The following is a 16,881-nucleotide window of genomic DNA, read 5'->3' as shown; positions in this document are numbered from 1 at the left end:
GCCGCGGGGTCCGGAACCTACCGCCGGTCGCATTCCCCGGCCCGCGATGTGGTGCCCGGATGTGGGGACGTCCGATGCGGTGGATCACGCACCACCCCTCGGACGGGGGGTGCGGCTTACACTCCCGGGATGACCAGCCCACGCCTGCCGAAGCCGGACCGTCCCTGGCTGATGCGGACCTACGCCGGGCACTCCACGGCGAAGGCGTCCAACGAGCTCTACCGCGGCAACCTCGCGAAGGGCCAGACCGGCCTCTCCGTCGCGTTCGACCTGCCGACACAGACCGGCTACGACCCCGACGACACGCTCGCGCGCGGCGAGGTCGGCAAGGTCGGCGTCCCGGTCTCCCACATCGGCGACATGCGGGTCCTCATGGACGGCATCCCGCTGCAGACGATGAACACGTCGATGACGATCAACGCGGTCGCCGCGTGGATGCTCTCGATGTACATCGTCGCCGCCGAGGAGCAGAACCCGGACAGCGATCCGGAGGAGATCCAGCGCGCGCTCCAGGGCACCACGCAGAACGACATCATCAAGGAGTTCCTGGCGCGCGGCACCTACGCGTTCCCGCCCGGCCCCTCGATGCGGCTGATCGCGGACATGATCGCCTACACGGTCGAGCACGTCCCCAAGTGGAACCCGATCAACATCTGCAGCTACCACCTGCAGGAGGCCGGGGCCACGCCGGTCCAGGAGATCGCCTACGCGATGTCCAACGCGATCGCGGTGCTCGACGCGGCGGCCGAGAAGGTCGACCCGTCGGTGATGCCGAAGGTCTTCTCCCGCATCTCGTTCTTCGTCAACGCCGGCGTGCGGTTCATCGAGGAGCACGCGAAGCTCCGCGCGATGGGCGTCCTCTGGGAGGCCCTCGGTCGCGACCGCTACGGGATCACCGACGAGAAGGCCCTGCGCTTCCGCTACGGCGTGCAGGTCAACTCGCTCGGCCTGACCGAGGCGCAGCCGGAGAACAACGTCCAGCGGATCGTGCTCGAGGCGCTGGCCGTCACGCTCGGCCGCAACGCCCGCGCCCGCGCGCTGCAGCTGCCGGCGTGGAACGAGGCCCTCGGGCTCCCCCGCGCCTGGGACCAGCAGTGGGCCCTGCGCATCCAGCAGGTCCTGGCGTTCGAGACCGACCTGCTCGAGTACCCCGACATCTTCGAGGGCTCCGTCGTCATGGAGGGCCTGGTCGACGAGCTCCTCGAGGGCGCCCGTGCCGAGATGGCCGTGGTCGCCGAGCACGGCGGCGCGGTCGAGGCCGTCGACTACATGAAGAGCTCGCTCGTGGAGAGCCACCGCGAGCGGATCGCCCGGATCGAGCGCAACGACCTCACCGTCGTCGGCATCAACAAGTACACGGAGACCGAGCCCTCCCCCCTGACGGCGGCGGGCGACGGCGGGATCATGACCGTCGACCACGCCGTCGAGCAGCACGCGAAGGACGCGATCGCCGAGTGGCGCGCCGGTCGCGACCAGGCCGCCGTCGACGCCGCGCTGACCCGCCTGGCCGAGGTCGCCGGGTCGGACGAGAACATCATGCCCGCGTCGATCGAGGCCGCCCGCGCGGGGGTCACGACCGGCGAGTGGGCCAAGACGCTGCGCGCCGCGTTCGGCGAGTACCGCGGCCCGACGGGCGTCGGCGAGGCCGCGTCCACGACGGACCGCTCCGAGTCGCTGGAGGCCGTGCAGGCCGAGGTCGAGCGGGTGTCGGAGGCCATGGGCCGCCGCATCAAGATCCTCGTCGGCAAGCCGGGCCTCGACGGCCACTCCAACGGCGCGGAGCAGATCGCCGTCCGCGCCCGCGACGTCGGCATGGACGTCGTCTACGAGGGCATCCGCCTGACGCCCGAGCAGATCGCGCACTCGGCCGAGCAGGAGGGCGTCCACGTCATCGGCCTCTCGATCCTCTCGGGCAGCCACCTGGAGCTGATCCCGGCCGTGATCCAGGAGCTCCGCGACAAGGGCGTCGACGTGCCCGTGATCGTCGGCGGCATCATCCCCGAGGCCGACGCGCAGCCGCTGGCCGACGCCGGCGTCGCGGGCGTCTACACGCCCAAGGACTTCGACATCTCGGTGATCATGGCCGACATCACGCGCATCGTCGCGGAGGCCAACGGCGTGCTCGACGCCGCCGACGTCCCCGCCCCCACCGGCGGGTCGATCGAGGCCGGCGCCGCGAGCTGATCGCGGGACCGGCCCGACGGCGCGGGCCCGGCAGGCGGGGCGCGCGCGGCGTGGCCCGTCGCCGATCGGCGGAGCGCCTCCCGTGCGGAGGGCCGGGCGGCCGCGCCGGAGGTCGCACCGACCGCCGGCGCGACGGTCCCGTCCGTCACTCCGTGGCCGCCACCTGCTGCGCCAGGAAGGGGAGCACGTGGGCGGCGACGGCCTCCGGGTCCTCGAGGTACGCCCAGTGGCCGCGGCCCTCGAGCTTCTCGACCCGCACCGACGGGAAGGTCTCCACCTGACGGTCGGCCTGCACGGTGGGCAGGTACCGGTCGTCGGTCCCCCACACCACGAGCACCGGGGGATCGATCGCCCGCAGGGCCTCGCGGTCCCGCCCCATCCAGTCCGGCGGTGTCGCACGGTAGAGGCGGAGGACCGCCCGCTTGGTCGTCCGCGGCGCCAGCTGGTCGTAGATCCGGCCGAGGTGGGCGTCGGAGAGGCCGGGGTTCTCGCGGCGGAAGACCCGGACGAGGAGCGGGCGGAACGACAGCGCCATGAAGAGCTCGCCGAGCACCCTCGTGCGCCAGATCCGCGCCCAGTGGTGCCAGCGGTAGCCGCTCAGCGAGCCGGTGTTCAACAGGACGATGCTCCGCACCGCACCGGGGTGCCGGGCCGCCCACGAGAGGCCCCACGGCCCCCCGAAGTCGTGCAGGACCAGGTGGACCCGCCGCACGCCGAGTTCGTCCAGCACCCCGCCGAGGTGCCGGCCGTACCCGTCGACGTCGTAGGGGAAGTCGGCGGGGGCGTCGGCGGCCCCGAAACCCGGCATGTCCAGCGCGATCGCGCGGACGCCGGACGGCAGGCGGGAGAGCAGGTCCGCCCAGTCCGCCCGCGCACCCGGGTTGCCGTGGACGAACACGACCGCCTCGTCGGCGTCCGCCGGGCCCTGGTCGAGCACCGGGGAGCCGACCCCTCCGACGGTCACGGTCCGTGTGCGGTGCGGGGTCGACATGCCGTGAACCTACAACGGGGCGACGGGCGCTCCGCGACGGGCTCGGGCGGACGCCGACGCCGGCCGACGGGCTGCGCCGGGCGCGCCCGGCGCGGAGGGGGTGGTGCGGTCCACCCCGGGCGGCGATGGTCGCGGCTGCCGGTCCGTCGCAGGATGGACCCATGCTCACCGCCGTCCCCACCACCGCCGTCCTCCCCCGCGCCGGCATCGGCAGCCACCACTTCTCGAGCCACTCCTCGGGATCGTCGTCCTCGTACCACGCGTCGACGTCCCACGGCTCCGGCTCGTACGGCGGCCATCACTACTACGGGTCCGGACACGGCTCCTCCGACCTCAGCGCGGGCTGGATCGTCCTGATCCTCGTGGCCGTGGCGATCGTCCTCCTGGTCAAGCACCGCGACACCCTCCGGCGGCTCTTCGCCTCGGCCTGACCGCGCCCGGGACGCGGATTCGGCCCGCCGAACGGACGCCGCGTCCCGCGCGTCCACCGATCGTCCATTTTCGCGATCTGGACGTCTAAACGTTTGATGCAGCGGCCGCCATGCCCTACTGTGGCCCAGGGCACGCAAGACGCTCAAGAACGCCGATCGGCACTGGACATCCACCGATCGGGGGAGGCGATGTGCGACACGGCCGCGAGGCCCGCGTGACCAGCGTTACCCGTCGTAGAACGGGATCCGGTTTCGAAACACCGCCCGTCGGGGCGGGTGTTTAGCGCTTTGGACATCCAGCGTATGAACGCCGTACACGGGGGGATCATCCGTTGAGTTCCGCCAACTTCGGCCTCCAGATCCGACGATCGTAGGTCCCCAGGACGGGGGACCCCCTCCCCCTCGATCGCCCCGAAGCATCCCCCGGATCGGATTTCCATGAGCCCGCTCACCACCCGCCAGCGTCCAGACCGTCGCCCGACGTCCGAGCAGCTGCTCGCCCGTTGGGAGCGGTACCGCGCGACGGGGTCGAAGCAGGAGCGCGACGACCTGGTCTTCCTCCTGACGCCGCTCGTCCGGCACATCGTCACGAGGAAGATCCGGCAGCTCCCCGCCTACTGCGAGATGGACGACCTCGCGGCGGCCGGCTACGAAGCCCTCGTCGTCTCGATCGAGCGGTACGACCCCGTCAAGGGCGCGACGCTCGAGCAGTTCGCCTGGACGCGCATCCACGGTGCCGTCCTCGACGAGCTCCGCCGCCGCGACTGGGCGCCGCGGTCGCTGCGCCGCTGGGAGCGCGACGCCGAGAAGGCGCGTCGGGAGCTGCGCGGGCACCTCGAGCGCGAGCCGACCGACGTCGAGCTGGCCGACCGCCTGGAGAGCACGCCCGACGAGGTCCGGGGCCGGCGCGACCAGCTGGCCCTGGCCGAGGTCGAGTCGCTCGCCACCACGGTCTCCGGCTCCGACGGCGTCGTCGTCGACCGGGCGGAGACGATCGCGATGCGCGACCGCTCGATGGATCCCGAGCACGCCACCGCCGTCAAGGAGGCCCGTGACCGGGTCGCCGCCGCGGTCGCCGCGCTGCCGTCGCGCGAGCGCGAGGTCGCGCTGCTGCTCTACGTCGAGGAGCGGCGTCTGCGGGAGATCGGCGAGCTGCTCGGCGTCTCCGAGTCCCGCGTCTGCCAGATCGCCGGGACGCTCCGCAAGCGCCTGCGGGTCGCGCTCGGGGGCGACGCGGAGCTCCTGGGCTCCCTCGTCGACTGATCGGCGGGGAGCGTCCTCGCGCCAACTCGACGTCCGTCAGATGAGTTCCGGGTCCGCGTGGGGTCTGACCATCAGCGACACCCCACCGAACCTCCGGACGGACCCCACCATGACCACTCCCGCACATCCCTCACGCTCCCTGATCGTCAACATGCAGGTCGCCGACGTCGAGCGCAGCAGGGCGTTCTTCCTGAAGCTGGGCTTCGGACTCGACCCGCGGGCCAGCGTCGAGGGACAGAACGCGCTGCTCGTCTTCGGTGACGAGGCGTCCGTGATGCTGTCCAGCCGCGAGAGCTTCGCGCAGTACTCGAAGCTGCCCGCCGGCGACCCGTCCACCCACGCCCTGGCGCTCTACACGTTCACCGTCGGGTCCAAGGACGAGGTCGACGCGGTCTCCGCCACGGCGCTGGCCGAGGGTGCCACCGAGGCCGACGGGGTCGAGGACTTCGGCTTCATGTACACGCGCAGCTTCTTCGACCTCGACGGCCACGGCTGGCAGGTCATGTGGGTCGACCCGGCGGCGAAGCCCGGCGCACCGGAGCCCGCGGGCACCACGACGGCGTAGGGCACGCGCCGCACCCGGCGGTACGGTCCGCCGATGGACGCGTTCGCCGGGCACACCGGATCCTGGACCGGCACCAACGGGTTCCGCCTGATGCCCGACGACCCGCTGCAGGACGCCCCGGCCGGGGCCGTCGTCCGGGGCGCGGCCGGTGGGCACCTGACCGAGATCGCGTACACGTGGTCGCACCCCCAGGACGGCGAGCAGGACGGCCTGCTCGTGCTCGGCGCCGGCGAGGCCCCGGGCACCGTCGTCGGGCTCTGGGGGGACTCGTGGCACCAGAAGCCGGAGCCGCGGGTCCTCTCCGGGACCTCGGCCGGCCGCGTGCTGACCGTCTCCTGCACGTACGCCGGGGACTGGGGCTGGCAGGTCGTCGTCGACGCCTCCGACCCGGAGGTCCTGCACCTGTCGATGCACAACGTGATCCCGGCGTCCGCGGCGACGGACACGATGCGGGCGGGTCCGTACCCGGCGATGTGGGCGCCGCTCCGGCGCGGCGCGTGAAGGGCGAGCGGCACCTGCCGCGGGGCAGCGCCGAGCTCCGGGCCGCGATGGACGGCGTGCCGCGGGCGTTCGCGTGCTGCGAGGCGCTCAACCGGCTCCCGTACGCCGACCAGGACGCGATCCTCGAGGCCTGGGCGACGCTGACCGGACGCCCCGCTCCCGAGGGCTTCCGCCTCGTCCCGCCGCTCCACTGCGACCACGGCGTCGACCTGCGCGTCGGCGCCGACGTCTTCGTCAACCACGGCTGCACGCTGAACGACATCGGCGGCATCGAGATCGGCGCCCGCACGATGATCGGGCCGAACGTCAGCCTGCTCTCCAGCGGGCACCCGACGGCGGTCGCGGAGCGCCGGGACGGCGTCGTCGTCGCGTCGATCCGGATCGGCGAGGACGTGTGGATCGGCGCCGGCGCGATCGTGGTCGGCGGGGTCGCGGTCGGGGACGGCGCGGTGATCGCCGCCGGCGCGGTCGTCAGCCGCGACGTGCCCGCGGCGACGCTCGTGGCCGGCAATCCGGCGAGGGTCGTGCGGTCGGTGGGCTGAGGGGCCGGGCGCACGCGGTCGGCGGACGTCGGCGCCGCTCCATCGCTTCGACCCGCGCACGAGCGGGCAGCCGCTACGGCTCCTGCGCCCGCGGGAGCGCCGCGGCCGCGCGCGACTCCCTGCGCGCCGGCCCGGGGGCCCTTGGAGCGACGAGGGCGAGCAGGCCGAGGACGACGGTGCCGGCACCGGTCGCGAGGGCGACGACCGCCCCCGTCCCGACCGACGGATCGCCGACCAGATGGCCCTGGTCGGGCCCCGGGACCAGGATGATGTCGGCTCCCGTGATGCGGAGGATCGCGACGGTCGACGCGATCAGCGACGCCGTCCCGAGGACCATCAGTGACACCGGCGCGACGCGCGGCAGGTGTCGTCGCGTCACCGCGACGACGACGGCGGACGTGGTCGCCAGGATCGCGGTGATGGACGCGAGGACAGCGGCCGAGTGCCCGCCCCGGCCGCCGAGCGACAGGAACGTCGGCCCCTTCCGGCCCGGTTCCAGCGGCACGTAGCACGTCCACCCGCACTCGACCCGCGGGTTCAACGGGAACCACGGCACCCACAGCAGGGCGACGCTCGCGGCGAGCAGGAGGACCGCACAGCCGACCACGGCTCTCGACGACACGATCACGCGCACGACGCGACGGTACCCGCGTTCCCCGCCCGTCGCGAGGTCGACCGTGCCGACCCGGCCCGGGCGGATGCGGCCGACGGGCAGCGGGTGTCGTCCGGTTCGGCGCGCTCCTCCCGCCCCTCCTACGTCATCCGGACGTACCCGATCGCCTCGCCCGCCGGGTGGGTGCGGACGTCGACGCGGTCCGAGGTGTTGCCCTCGATCGTCTCCACGGTGCCGTCGGGACGGACGCCCGTGACGATGCCCGTGTGCTGGTCCAGGACGATCACGTCGCCGACCTGCGGGGAGATCCCGGGACCGTTCGGGACGCCGCGGCCGGCGCCCTGCGCCCACGACCACATCGCGTCCACGGAGCCGAACCCCTGGCCGCGATCGCCGAGCGGCGTCCCCGCCTGCCGGGCGGCCCAGGAGACGAAGTAGGCGCACCACGGCCCCGGTCCCGGGGCGCCCTCGGTCGCCTGCCGGTACGCCGCGATCTGCGGCGCGTCGTTCGACCCCGGCGGCTGCTCGGTGACCCCCTGCTGGCTGCGGGCGGCCTCGATCATCGGCGTCGTCGCGCCCGTCGACGACGCGGTCCGGAGCGCCGTCGCGAACCCCGTGGGGGTCGCGGTGGCGGCGGTCGTGGTCGCCGCCTGCGTCGCGCCCGCCGCGGCGGCGCGCTGCGCCGCCGCGGTGCGGGCGGCGGCCTGGGGGTCCGCCAGCGCCTGGAGCTGCGCGATCCGGTCGAGCGTCGTGGCGAGGGTCATCACGCGGGTGATCGGCGGCGGGACCGGGACCTTGAGCGCCGCGCGATCAGCTCGTCACCGCGGCGCCGGGGACCCCGGTGCCGTGCCGTGCCTCGAAGGCGCGGCGGTCGTCCTCGACCTGGACGGCGATCCACGCCCGGAGCGCCGGGTCCTCGGACGCCACCGTCTCGCTGAGGCCGTGACGCACCTGCGACTCCCGGACGAGCGCCGGCGGGGTCCCCGCGGCGCGCAGGCGGGCCAGCAGGTCGGTGTCCTGGTACCAGACGACCAGCGCCGGATCGAGGAACTCCCCGGGGAGGACGGCGTGGCGGTCCAGGGCGTCGCGGGAGACCGCGAAGCACCAGGCCGCGAAGTCCTCCCGCATCGGGCCGTCCGCGGTCCACGGGAACGCGACCGCCTCGCCCCGGTCGAGCGCCCGCCGGAGCGGCGGCCACCAGCCGTCCTGGACCTCGACGTCGTCGTTGCAGACGACGGCGTAGCGACCGCGCGCCGCGCGCAGACCCGCGTTGACCGGGGCCGTGAAGCCCTGGGGCGGCGCACCGTTGTCGACGACCACGATCTCGTACGGCACGTCGGTGCGGTCCTGGAGAGCGCGGACGCAGGCGCGGAGCCGGTCGCCGGCGGCGTCGAGCGTCGGGATCACGATCGTCAGCTCCGGCGGCGTGCCGGGTGGGTGACGGTCGAGGCCGCGGGCGGTGGCGTCGTGGCGGCCCGCGCGTGGCGGGACGTGGTCCGCGGAGGCGTCGGTCCTCTCCGCGAGGTCGTCCTGCGCGGCGCGGCGCGGGTCCTCCCCCGTCCGTCGGACGGTCAGGAGGTACTGGTAGGCACCGAGGCGGGCCGCGGTCTCGTCGCGCTCGGCGCCGAGCGCGACGGCGGCGTCGACGAGCGGCGTCAGCGCGCCCGGCAGCGGCGCGAGGTCGTTGACGCCGATCTCGACGGCCTCGAGGCCGAGCTCGTCGAGCATCGTCCCGACCTCCTCGAGCGTGAAGAAGTGGACGTGGGTGCGGTCCAGGAGGCCCGCGTCCTCGTAGGTCCAGCGGTCCTGGACCAGCAGCGGGTGGACGACGCTCCAGTGCTTGACGTTCGGGATCGAGCAGACGAGCACGCCGCCCGGGGCGAGGTGCGGCAGCAGGACCCGCAGGAGCCGCTGCGGGTCGCGGAGGTGCTCCAGGACGTCGCCGAAGATCATCGCGTCGAACGTGCCCTCCGGGTGCGGGAGCCCGTCGATCGCGTCGAGGTCGACCTCGAGGACCTCGTCCAGGCGGGTGCGGGCCTCGGCGGCGGCCTCCGGGAAGCCCTCCAGGCCGACGACCCGGAGGCCCGGCCGCTCGGCCTTCAGCGCGGCACCGAGGCTCCCGGCGCCGCATCCGACGTCGAGGACCCGTGCGGCGGTCAGCGGCACGCGGACCCGGAGTTCCGGGCGGACGTGCTCGAAGTAGTGGTCCTCGTGGTCGGTGCGGCGGACGCCGCTGCCGACGGGCTGCTCCGTCGTGCTCATCGGACCGCCTCGGCGGCGCCGAGAGACACCGCGCCTGCGGGCGTCGCGGTGGATCCCGGGGGCGGCGCACCGGGCGTCGCGTCGCCCGCGGAGGGGCGGTCGACACCGGCGAGCGCGTCGGCGTCGGCGGCGAAGACCGCGGCGTCGTCGTCCATCCCCATCTCCTGGGCGATCACGGCGAGGCCGCGGAGCGCGTCGACGTCGGGGCCGTCCCGCCGGATCACCGCCATCCACTCGTCGGCGGCGGACTGCAGGAAGCCGCGGCGCAGGTAGAGGCGCGCCAGGCGCTCCCGGCGCTGCCGCCAGGGCAGGGCGGTCCGCTCGTAGACCGCGGCGAGGCGCTCGAACGCCTCGAACCGCTCCAGGCGGGCGAGGGCGTTCAGCAGGGTCAGGGCGAGCTCGGCGGCCGAGGCGGGGAGGCCCACGGCCGCGGACGACGTGGCGGACCCGGAGGAGGCGTCGGACCCGGCGGCTCCGCGCGGTCCGTTCGGCGCCACGGGGATCGCTGGCCCGTCGGCGGTGCCGTCCGTCCGGCGGGCCCAGGCCGCGAAGAGCGCGAGGTCGCCGGGCGGCAGGACCGTGGCGGCACGCACCAGGACGTCGTCGGCGGACCGCCCCGCGGCGAGGCGGCAGAACAGCGCGTGGCGCAGGGCGGCCTCCTCCCGCGGGCTGTCCTCCGGCACGCGGCCGGCCTCGGCCGCGGCGTCCTCGAGGCGGCCCTGGAGGACGAGCGTCTCGACGAGCTGCAGTCGGGCGGCGTCGGATCCGGGCCTCGCGGCGAGGACGGCGCGCAGCTCGGCCTCGGCCTCGTCGGCCGCGCCCGCGCGGTGGAGCGCCGCGGCGACGAGGTACCGGCCGCTGGGCGGCAGGTCCGGCACGATCCCGTGGATCCGCCGGACGACCGTGGCCGCGGGCAGGCCGCGGCGGAGCAGCAGGGCGGCCAGCGCCTCCGCGGTGCGGAAGTGCGTCGGGTGCTCGCGCAGGGTGCGCTCGAGGAGGGCCTCGGCCTCGTCGTCGCGCCCCTCCCCCGCGAGCATGTCGGCGAGCGCGCGGGCTGCGAGGTAGGTCCCCGCGCCGACGGTCGCGACGTACGTGCTGGGCGCGTCGCCGAGGTCCATCGCGTGGCGGTAGCGCTCCTCGGCCCGGGCCGGGTCGCCCGTCGCGCGGTGGACGTGGCCCTGCATCAGGACGACGTCGGTGAACGACGGGAAGAGCTCGAGGACCTCCTCCGCGCGGGCGAGCGCCTCGTCGTGCCGGCCGGCGGCGCGGAGGGCGTCGACGAGGTGCGAGGCGAGCATCGGCACGAACCCGTAGGCGCCGCGGTCGGGGTCGTCCCGGAGCGCCGTCCAGCTCTGCAGGAGGTGCGGGATCGCGGCATGGACGTCGTCGGCGGCGACGTGCTCCATGCCGAGGTTGAAGCGCAGGAACGGGGTGTCCTCGCCGTCGGCGAACTGCCGCTCCAGGAGGTCGCGGTTGCGGTGCACCTTGTCCTTGCGCTCGCGGACCTCGCCGAGGTAGCCGAAGTGCTCGATCCGGACGGTGGAGACCTCGAGCCGCTCGGGCAGGTACGCCGGGACGTGCTGGATCTGCTCGTGGAGCCGGCCCTTGAAGCGGCGCTCCGGGCGGTGGCGGAACAGGCGCATCGCGTCGTGCGTGGTCGCGGTGCCGTCCTCGAGGTCGCCGGTGTGGTTCGTCTCGACGAGGAACAGCGCCTCGCGCCACGTGCGGCCCAGGAGCTCGCGCAGTCGGGGGCCGTCCCCGTCGACGAGGACCTCGTCGGCGTCGAGGTAGAGCACCCAGTCCGAGGTCGCGGCGTCGAACGAGACGTTGCGGGCCGCCGCGAAGTCGTTCTGCCACACGTGGTGCAGCACGCGTGCACCGTGGGACTCCGCGATCTCCACCGTGCGGTCGGTGGAGCCGGTGTCGACGACGATCAGCTCGTCGACCCACGGCGCGGCGGCGGCGAGGCACCGGTGCAGCATCGCCTCCTCGTCCTTGACGATCATGCACAGGGACACGGTGAGGCCCTCCGCGGGCCGGGCGCGGCCGACGACGTCGCGCACCTTCGGGACGAGGGCCTCGACGCCGATGCGGACCTCGACGGGCAGCCCGTCCTGCCGGGTGCGGCCGGCCTCGCGGCGACGGCGCACCTCGCCGAGGTTGCGGACGACCTGGTGCAGGCGCGGGTCGAGCGCGTGGGCGGCGCGGAACAGGGCCTCGGCGTCGTCGAGGCGGCCGAGCTCGTAGAGCGCGACCCCGGCCTGGTTCAGGAGGACCGGCTCGCGGGGCTCGTCGTGGAGCAGGTGGAGCAGGCGGCCGGCCACCACGAGCATCCGGGCCGCGACCTGCGCGGGCGAGCCGCCGGGGTGCGCGAGGGCCCGCTCGCCGAGGGTCCGGCGCGCCTCGTAGCGGCGGTGGACGTCCGGCTCGTCGTCGACCGACCGGTGGAGCGCGCTCCACCCGGGCAGGTCGTGGTCGCGCAGCAGGCGGTCGGCGCGCGGCGCCAGGCGTGCGGCGAGCGGCTCGGCCGTCGCGGCGGGTTCTGGGGTCAGTCGGAGCGCCATGCACCCTTCGTCGGCCGGGCGCGGCGCATCTTGAGACGGGTGGACCGGCGTTTCGGAACGGCTGCGCGGAGCGCGGCGTCCGCACGCGACGGCGCGGGCGGTCGCGACGCCGCGGACGGGCGGCCGGGGAACGACCGCGGCCCCGGAGCTCTCGCCCCGGGGCCGTGGCACCCCTTCCCCGATCCCTCGCCGCCGGCCCGGGGGCCGGCGGATCAGGACTAGCGCAGGAGCGACAGGACGCCCTGCGAGGCCTGGTTGGCCTGCGACAGGATCGCCGTGCCGGCCTGCGAGAGCACCTGGTTCTTCGTGAGCGCCACCATCTCGTTGGCCATGTCGACGTCGCGGATGCGGCTCTCCGACGCGGTCAGGTTCTCCTGCGTCACCGACAGGCTGTTCAGGGTGTGCTCCAGGCGGTTCTGCACGGCACCGAAGTCCGCGCGGGTCTGGGACACGTCCTTGATCGCCGCGTCGATGGAGGACAGGGTCATCCCCGAGAGGGTGGTCGCACCGGCGACCGAGCCGAGCTTCGAGCCGAGGCTGACGAGGCTGACCGTGGTCGTCTCCGAGTCGTTCGCGCCCACCTGGAACGTGACGGTGCCGGACGCGTTGAGGAGCTTCGTGCCGTTGAAGTCCGCCCGCGTCCCGATGGCGCCGAGCTCCGTGGTGAGCTGCGAGACCTCGGCGTCGATGGCCGCCTTGTCGTCCGAGCCGACGGTGCCGTTCTGGTACTGCACCGCCAGCGAGCGCACGCGCTGCAGGATCGAGTGGACCTCGGTCAGCGACCCCTCCGCCGTCTGCACGAGGGAGATGCCGTCCTGCGCGTTGCGCTTGGCCTGATCGAGACCGCCGATCTGGCCCCGCATCTTCTCCGAGATCGCCAGGCCCGCCGCGTCGTCCGAGGCGCGGTTGATGCGCAGGCCCGAGGACAGGCGCTCCATGGACTTGGCGATCTTGTCGCTCGTGGCGTTGAGGTTGCGGTGGGCGTTGAAGGCTTCGACGTTGGTGTTGATGCGAAGGGACATGCGCTGATCTCCTTGATCCGCTGTGGTTGATGTTCCTGGGGCGACGTCCGTGTCGCCCCTTGCGCACCGTTGATCGGCGTCCGGGTCCGGGACTTGAGCCGACCCGTCGGAGGTGTCCAGCCGGCGTCCACCATGGGCCGTGGGTGGGGGGCGGCGAGGCCGCGGTCGGTGGGACGTGGTCGTGGTTCGAACGCCCCCGACGGCCGAACTGCGACCACGTCAGGGGTCGGCGCCACGTGGTCGTGCTTCGCGCGCCCCCAGCGACCAGACTGCGACCACGTCGGTGCGCGTCGCCGGACGGCGGACGGGCGCCGCCGGTGCCCGGGCTCAGCCGCGGACGACGACGCTGCGCTTGAGCGTCATCGGCTTTCCGTTCTTCGGCTGGAAGGTGATCGCGACCACGACGCGCCTGTTGCGGAGCGTCGCACGGCGTCCCGCGCCGGTGAGCTTCAGGGTGACCCGGGCGGAGCCGGCGCGCTTCGTGGTCGCGACGCCTCGCGCGACCGTCGTCTTCGCACGCAGGACCGTGGCGGTGATCCGCCCCGGACCCGGCGCGGTCGCCGTGAGCGCCTGGCCCTTGCGGAGCTTCGCGGTCGTGAGCGAGGGGACCTCGGCGACGCGGAAGGCGACCGGGGTCTTCCCGCCGCCGGGCGTCTTCCCGCCGTCCGGGATCTTCCCGCCGTCGGGCGTCGTTGTGGTGGTGGTCGTCGTGGTCCCGCCGCCCGTCGGCCCCTTGTCCCCCGGGTTCCCGGGATCCCCCGGGTTGCCCGGGTCGCTGGGATTGCCGGGATCGCCCGGATTCCCCGGATTGCCGGGATCGCCCAGGTTCCCCGGATCGCCCGGGTTGCCGGGATCGCCCGGGTTCCCCGGATCGGTGGGCGCCGGGATCGTGTACTCGGTGAAGGACGGCATGCCGCCCGTCGGGCTCAGGACCACGTGCTCGGTCAGCCGGCACGCGGCCTCCGGGGTCGTCGTGGTCGCGACCGTCGCGACGTGGACGCCCGACGCGTCGGACCAGGCGACGCGGCGGCCGTCGGCGGAGAGCGCCATGCGGACCTGGCCGGAGAACCGGTCGTTGCCGTTCGGGGCGATCTGGCAGCCCGACGTCGGACCCGCCGCCGGGGGCGTCCGGCCGTCGAGGGTGTCGAGCTCGAGCGCCCCGTTGCCGAGGCGGACGAGGACCCGGGAGCCGTCCCGCGAGAGCTCGCCGCCGGTGATGCCCGACGGCGAGACGAGCCAGCCCTGGAACGTCCCCGGGGTCGTCTCCACGAACAGCTGCTGCCCGTTCGTCGTCAGCACCTTGCTCCCGAACCACGAGCCATCGGTGTACCCCGCCACGTCGTACGTCGGCGAGGTCGGGCTCCCCGGCGCCTTCGGGTTCACGATCGCGAGGTGCGGCGACAGCGCGGTGTGGATGTCGCGGTTGTAGAGGTAGCCGTACGCCAGGGACGTGCCCGACGCGTTCAGCCGGGACCACGTCGGACCGGCGTTGACGGCGCTGCCGATCTTCCACGGCATGACGTTGCGGATCGGCGTCCCGCCGCCCACGGGGTGCCAGACGATCATCCGCGACGTGCCACTGCCCTGGATCGCGACGACGTTGCCCGCGTCGTCGGCGGTCGGCACCGTGTAGTACGAGCTCGACGTGCCGTCGCTCGTGATCCGCTTGCTGCGGGTGCCGTCGACGCTCTTCAGGTGGACGTCGTTCCCGTCGCGGTAGACGACGGCGGTCGCCCCCGACGGCGGTGCGGTCGACGCGAGGACGGCGGAGGACAGGACGGTGGTGGCGGCCAGCGCGCGGGCGCGGCGGCGGACGGAGGAACGCATGCCTCGCAGGGTGCCGTCGGCCCGCGGGGACGGCATCGGGGAAGTCCCCCGCGATCGCGACCGGTGTCCCGGCCCCGCGCCAACGCGCGCCGCCGGACGCCCGACGGCCGGTGCGTCCGGGCGCCTCAGCCGATCCAGAGCGCGAGGCGGCCGACGAAGATCGCCAGGCCGCCCACGATCAGGGGGAGCTGGCCGCGCCCGTCGCGGATCCGCCAGAGCAGCCCGATCCCGACCGCCCAGAGCGCCAGGAACGGCACCACCACCCCGGCGGCGAGCAGCAGCCAGCCCTTCCGGAGCTCGCGGGCCCGCAGGAGCGTCCGCCGCGGCGCACCGCCGGCCGGCGCGGGCGTGCCACCGAGCAGCTCGGCCTCGCCGAGCGTCCCGGACCCGTCGGTCTCGCCGTCCAGGAACGCGAGGCCCACGCGGCGCAGGTCGTCGTTGGTCGCGGCGCGCCCGAGCGCCCACGGGGCGAACGCCCGGCGCGCGGCCTCGACGTCCTGGACCGCGACGAGCAGCCCGCTCAGGACCTCGCCGGGGATCGGGCCCCACGACGCGATCCTGCGCGGCCGCGGGGCGACCGGGGCACCGTCGAGCAGCAGGGCGAGGTTCGGGGCCTCGGACCCGTGGCCGACCATCGGCACGAGCGTCGGGTCCTCGCGGGTCCAGAGCCACCCCGTGGCCTCCGAGCGGCCGCTGACGACGAGCCGCTCGGTCGCGCCGATCGGGAACCGCCGGTCGTCGGACCAGTCGCCGTCGTCGAACAGCACCGCCCGGATCGCCTGGCGCGGCAGCTCGAGCGGCTCCCGGAGGACGCCGGGGTGGCGGACGACGACCGTGTCGCCCATGACGACGAGGGTGCCGTTCGACAGGCGGGCGCGCAGCCGCGGCAGCAGCCACGCGGCGACACCGGACGGGACGGCGACCGCGACGAGCACCGCCGACACCGTCTGCCAGGCGGAGTCCGTGCGCGCCGAGGCCACGACCAGGAGGACCAAGGTCGCCAGCAGCACCAGCAGCAGGAGCGCGGCCGCGGCGGTCCGCCACAGCCGCCCCGACGGGCGGGCGAGCGCGATCGTCAGGACCTCGTCCGGCGACGGCTCGGGCGTCCCGGAGGCGCGCGTCGCGTGCGCGCGGCCGGCGGTGCCGGTCACGAACTCGACCGCGGGTGTCCGGTGTTCCGGCGTCGTCGCACCGGGCACCTGCCGTCCCGGGACGGCAGGATCGTCGACGTCCGGCTCCGCACCCGTCCTGGGCGACGGGGCACCGCGCGGGTCGACCGCCCACCGGGAACCGTCCGGTCGCCCGCCGACCTCGTCGTCCGGCCACCGGTCGGGGACGGACGGCCGGCGCTGCGCGGCACCCGGACGGACGACGAGCTCGGCGACCCCGGCGTCCTCGACCAGCTGCTCCCAGCCGTCCTCGTCCCACGCGTCGTCCAGGACGCTCTCGCCGAGGCCCTGCGGCTGCAGGCTCCAGCCCCCGCCCGAGACCCAGAGCGGTCCCTCCAGCGGGGCCTCGAGCGACCAGCCGCCCTCGTCGACGAGCGTCAGGACGAGGCCGATCGTCGCGAGCTCCGGCCACCCCGGCCGGTCGAGGTCGTGCAGCACGGCGTCGCGGTAGTCGGCGATCGCGAACGGCGCCGGCGCACCGGCCCGCTCCCACGCGAGCAACGCGGTCCGCAGGCGCGGCGCCCACACGGCGTCGGCGACGCGGTCCCACGCGACGTCCACCAGCGCCGGTGCCTCGTCCGGCATCAGGGCGCGCAGCACGCTGCGCTCGACCTCGCGCTCCGAGCGGTGCAGCCGGACGACGTCGAACGCCACGCGCGGTCGGCGCGCGGGTCCGGGCGCGTCCTCGTCCTCGATCCCGGGATCGGGATCGATCTCGTCGCCCCGGTCGTCGGGGTCCTCGTCCTCGTCGACCGGGTCGCGGCTGAGCGTCGTCCACCCCTCGAGCACCGGCGGCGCGAAGCCGTCGTCGAGGCACGGCGAGACCGACGAGACCCAGTAGTCGGCGAACCTCGCGGGGTCGCGGGCCGGCGGCGGCGGGGACGGTTCGGGCCCGCCGAGCGCCGTCGCGACCGCCGCCCGTGCCGCGGCGCGAGCGCGACCGACGA

14 protein-coding genes are annotated in these 16,881 nt (G+C 74.7%); 6 read left to right on the top strand and 8 right to left on the bottom strand.

The features are described 5' to 3' along the window. The first annotated feature begins 129 nt into the window (after positions 1-129). Complete coding sequence (locus PATMI_RS30910) at positions 130-2,184, top strand: protein meaA (protein WP_051471856.1); 2,055 nt, start codon at positions 130-132, stop codon at positions 2,182-2,184. 145 nt (positions 2,185-2,329) lie between these two features. On the opposite strand, the gene PATMI_RS0116640 is transcribed toward PATMI_RS30910, so the two are convergent. Next, positions 2,330-3,175 (bottom strand): alpha/beta fold hydrolase, encoded by an 846-nt coding sequence (locus PATMI_RS0116640; RefSeq protein WP_026911705.1) that lies wholly within the window; start codon positions 3,173-3,175, stop codon positions 2,330-2,332. A 161-nt stretch (positions 3,176-3,336) separates the two neighbouring features. Here PATMI_RS0116640 and PATMI_RS0116635 point away from each other — a divergent pair, with 161 nt between their 5' ends. From PATMI_RS0116635 to PATMI_RS0116610, 5 genes are all read left to right on the top strand, one after another. Continuing rightward, entirely contained in the window at positions 3,337-3,606 is a 270-nt protein-coding gene (locus PATMI_RS0116635; RefSeq protein ID WP_026911704.1) for a hypothetical protein, read from the top strand. A 438-nt stretch (positions 3,607-4,044) separates the two neighbouring features. Further along, positions 4,045-4,869, top strand: coding sequence for a sigma-70 family RNA polymerase sigma factor (locus PATMI_RS30905; protein ID WP_051471854.1), 825 nt, complete (start codon positions 4,045-4,047; stop codon positions 4,867-4,869). A 109-nt stretch (positions 4,870-4,978) separates the two neighbouring features. After that, on the top strand, positions 4,979-5,434 hold the full coding sequence (locus PATMI_RS0116620; protein ID WP_026911703.1) for a VOC family protein: 456 nt from the start codon (positions 4,979-4,981) through the stop codon (positions 5,432-5,434). Positions 5,435-5,467: 33 nt separating this feature from the next. Next, positions 5,468-5,935, top strand: coding sequence for a DUF1579 family protein (locus PATMI_RS0116615; protein ID WP_026911702.1), 468 nt, complete (start codon positions 5,468-5,470; stop codon positions 5,933-5,935). Then, complete coding sequence (locus PATMI_RS0116610) at positions 5,932-6,477, top strand: DapH/DapD/GlmU-related protein (RefSeq protein WP_026911701.1); 546 nt, start codon at positions 5,932-5,934, stop codon at positions 6,475-6,477. The genes PATMI_RS0116615 and PATMI_RS0116610 overlap by 4 nt, the downstream gene beginning before the upstream one ends. A gap of 73 nt (positions 6,478-6,550) precedes the next feature. Here the strand turns inward: PATMI_RS0116610 and PATMI_RS0116605 are convergent, their stop codons facing one another. From PATMI_RS0116605 to PATMI_RS30885, 7 genes are all read right to left on the bottom strand, one after another. Further along, positions 6,551-7,111, bottom strand: a complete 561-nt coding sequence (locus PATMI_RS0116605; protein WP_026911700.1) for a hypothetical protein — start codon at positions 7,109-7,111, stop codon at positions 6,551-6,553. Positions 7,112-7,230: 119 nt separating this feature from the next. Then, positions 7,231-7,854 carry a CHAP domain-containing protein gene (locus tag PATMI_RS34830; protein ID WP_051471849.1) on the bottom strand — a complete coding sequence of 208 codons (624 nt, stop codon included), beginning with the start codon at positions 7,852-7,854 and terminating at the stop codon, positions 7,231-7,233. A gap of 46 nt (positions 7,855-7,900) precedes the next feature. Further along, positions 7,901-9,352, bottom strand: coding sequence for a methyltransferase domain-containing protein (locus PATMI_RS34825; RefSeq protein ID WP_051471846.1), 1,452 nt, complete (start codon positions 9,350-9,352; stop codon positions 7,901-7,903). Then, a complete protein-coding gene (locus PATMI_RS38555) occupies positions 9,349-11,916 on the bottom strand; it encodes a glycosyltransferase (RefSeq protein ID WP_051471844.1) in 2,568 nt (855 codons plus the stop codon). The genes PATMI_RS34825 and PATMI_RS38555 overlap by 4 nt, the downstream gene beginning before the upstream one ends. A gap of 218 nt (positions 11,917-12,134) precedes the next feature. Then, positions 12,135-12,938 carry a flagellin N-terminal helical domain-containing protein gene (locus PATMI_RS0116585; protein ID WP_026911699.1) on the bottom strand — a complete coding sequence of 268 codons (804 nt, stop codon included), beginning with the start codon at positions 12,936-12,938 and terminating at the stop codon, positions 12,135-12,137. A 327-nt stretch (positions 12,939-13,265) separates the two neighbouring features. Next, positions 13,266-14,765, bottom strand: coding sequence for a collagen-like triple helix repeat-containing protein (locus tag PATMI_RS38300; RefSeq protein ID WP_026911698.1), 1,500 nt, complete (start codon positions 14,763-14,765; stop codon positions 13,266-13,268). Between the two features lie 125 nt (positions 14,766-14,890). Then, positions 14,891-16,881: hypothetical protein (locus PATMI_RS30885; protein ID WP_036726027.1), on the bottom strand; the 1,991-nt coding region annotated here is incomplete at its 5' end.

The organism is Patulibacter minatonensis DSM 18081, from assembly GCF_000519325.1.
In the GTDB taxonomy this organism is placed as follows: Bacteria; Actinomycetota; Thermoleophilia; order Solirubrobacterales; family Solirubrobacteraceae; genus Patulibacter; species Patulibacter minatonensis.
This window is presented reverse-complemented; position numbering and strand designations above follow the sequence as displayed.

Excerpts from the sequence above, each read along its gene's own strand:
- PATMI_RS30910 (WP_051471856.1), top strand. The coding sequence starts at position 130 with ATGACCAGCCCACGCCTGCCGAAGCCGGACCGTCCCTGGCTGATGCGG.
- PATMI_RS0116640 (WP_026911705.1), bottom strand. The coding sequence starts at position 3,175 with ATGTCGACCCCGCACCGCACACGGACCGTGACCGTCGGAGGGGTCGGC.
- PATMI_RS0116635 (WP_026911704.1), top strand. The coding sequence starts at position 3,337 with ATGCTCACCGCCGTCCCCACCACCGCCGTCCTCCCCCGCGCCGGCATC.
- PATMI_RS30905 (WP_051471854.1), top strand. The coding sequence starts at position 4,045 with ATGAGCCCGCTCACCACCCGCCAGCGTCCAGACCGTCGCCCGACGTCC.
- PATMI_RS0116620 (WP_026911703.1), top strand. The coding sequence starts at position 4,979 with ATGACCACTCCCGCACATCCCTCACGCTCCCTGATCGTCAACATGCAG.
- PATMI_RS0116615 (WP_026911702.1), top strand. The coding sequence starts at position 5,468 with ATGGACGCGTTCGCCGGGCACACCGGATCCTGGACCGGCACCAACGGG.
- PATMI_RS34830 (WP_051471849.1), bottom strand. The coding sequence starts at position 7,854 with ATGACCCTCGCCACGACGCTCGACCGGATCGCGCAGCTCCAGGCGCTG.
- PATMI_RS34825 (WP_051471846.1), bottom strand. The coding sequence starts at position 9,352 with ATGAGCACGACGGAGCAGCCCGTCGGCAGCGGCGTCCGCCGCACCGAC.
- PATMI_RS38555 (WP_051471844.1), bottom strand. The coding sequence starts at position 11,916 with ATGGCGCTCCGACTGACCCCAGAACCCGCCGCGACGGCCGAGCCGCTC.
- PATMI_RS0116585 (WP_026911699.1), bottom strand. The coding sequence starts at position 12,938 with ATGTCCCTTCGCATCAACACCAACGTCGAAGCCTTCAACGCCCACCGC.
- PATMI_RS38300 (WP_026911698.1), bottom strand. The coding sequence starts at position 14,765 with ATGCGTTCCTCCGTCCGCCGCCGCGCCCGCGCGCTGGCCGCCACCACC.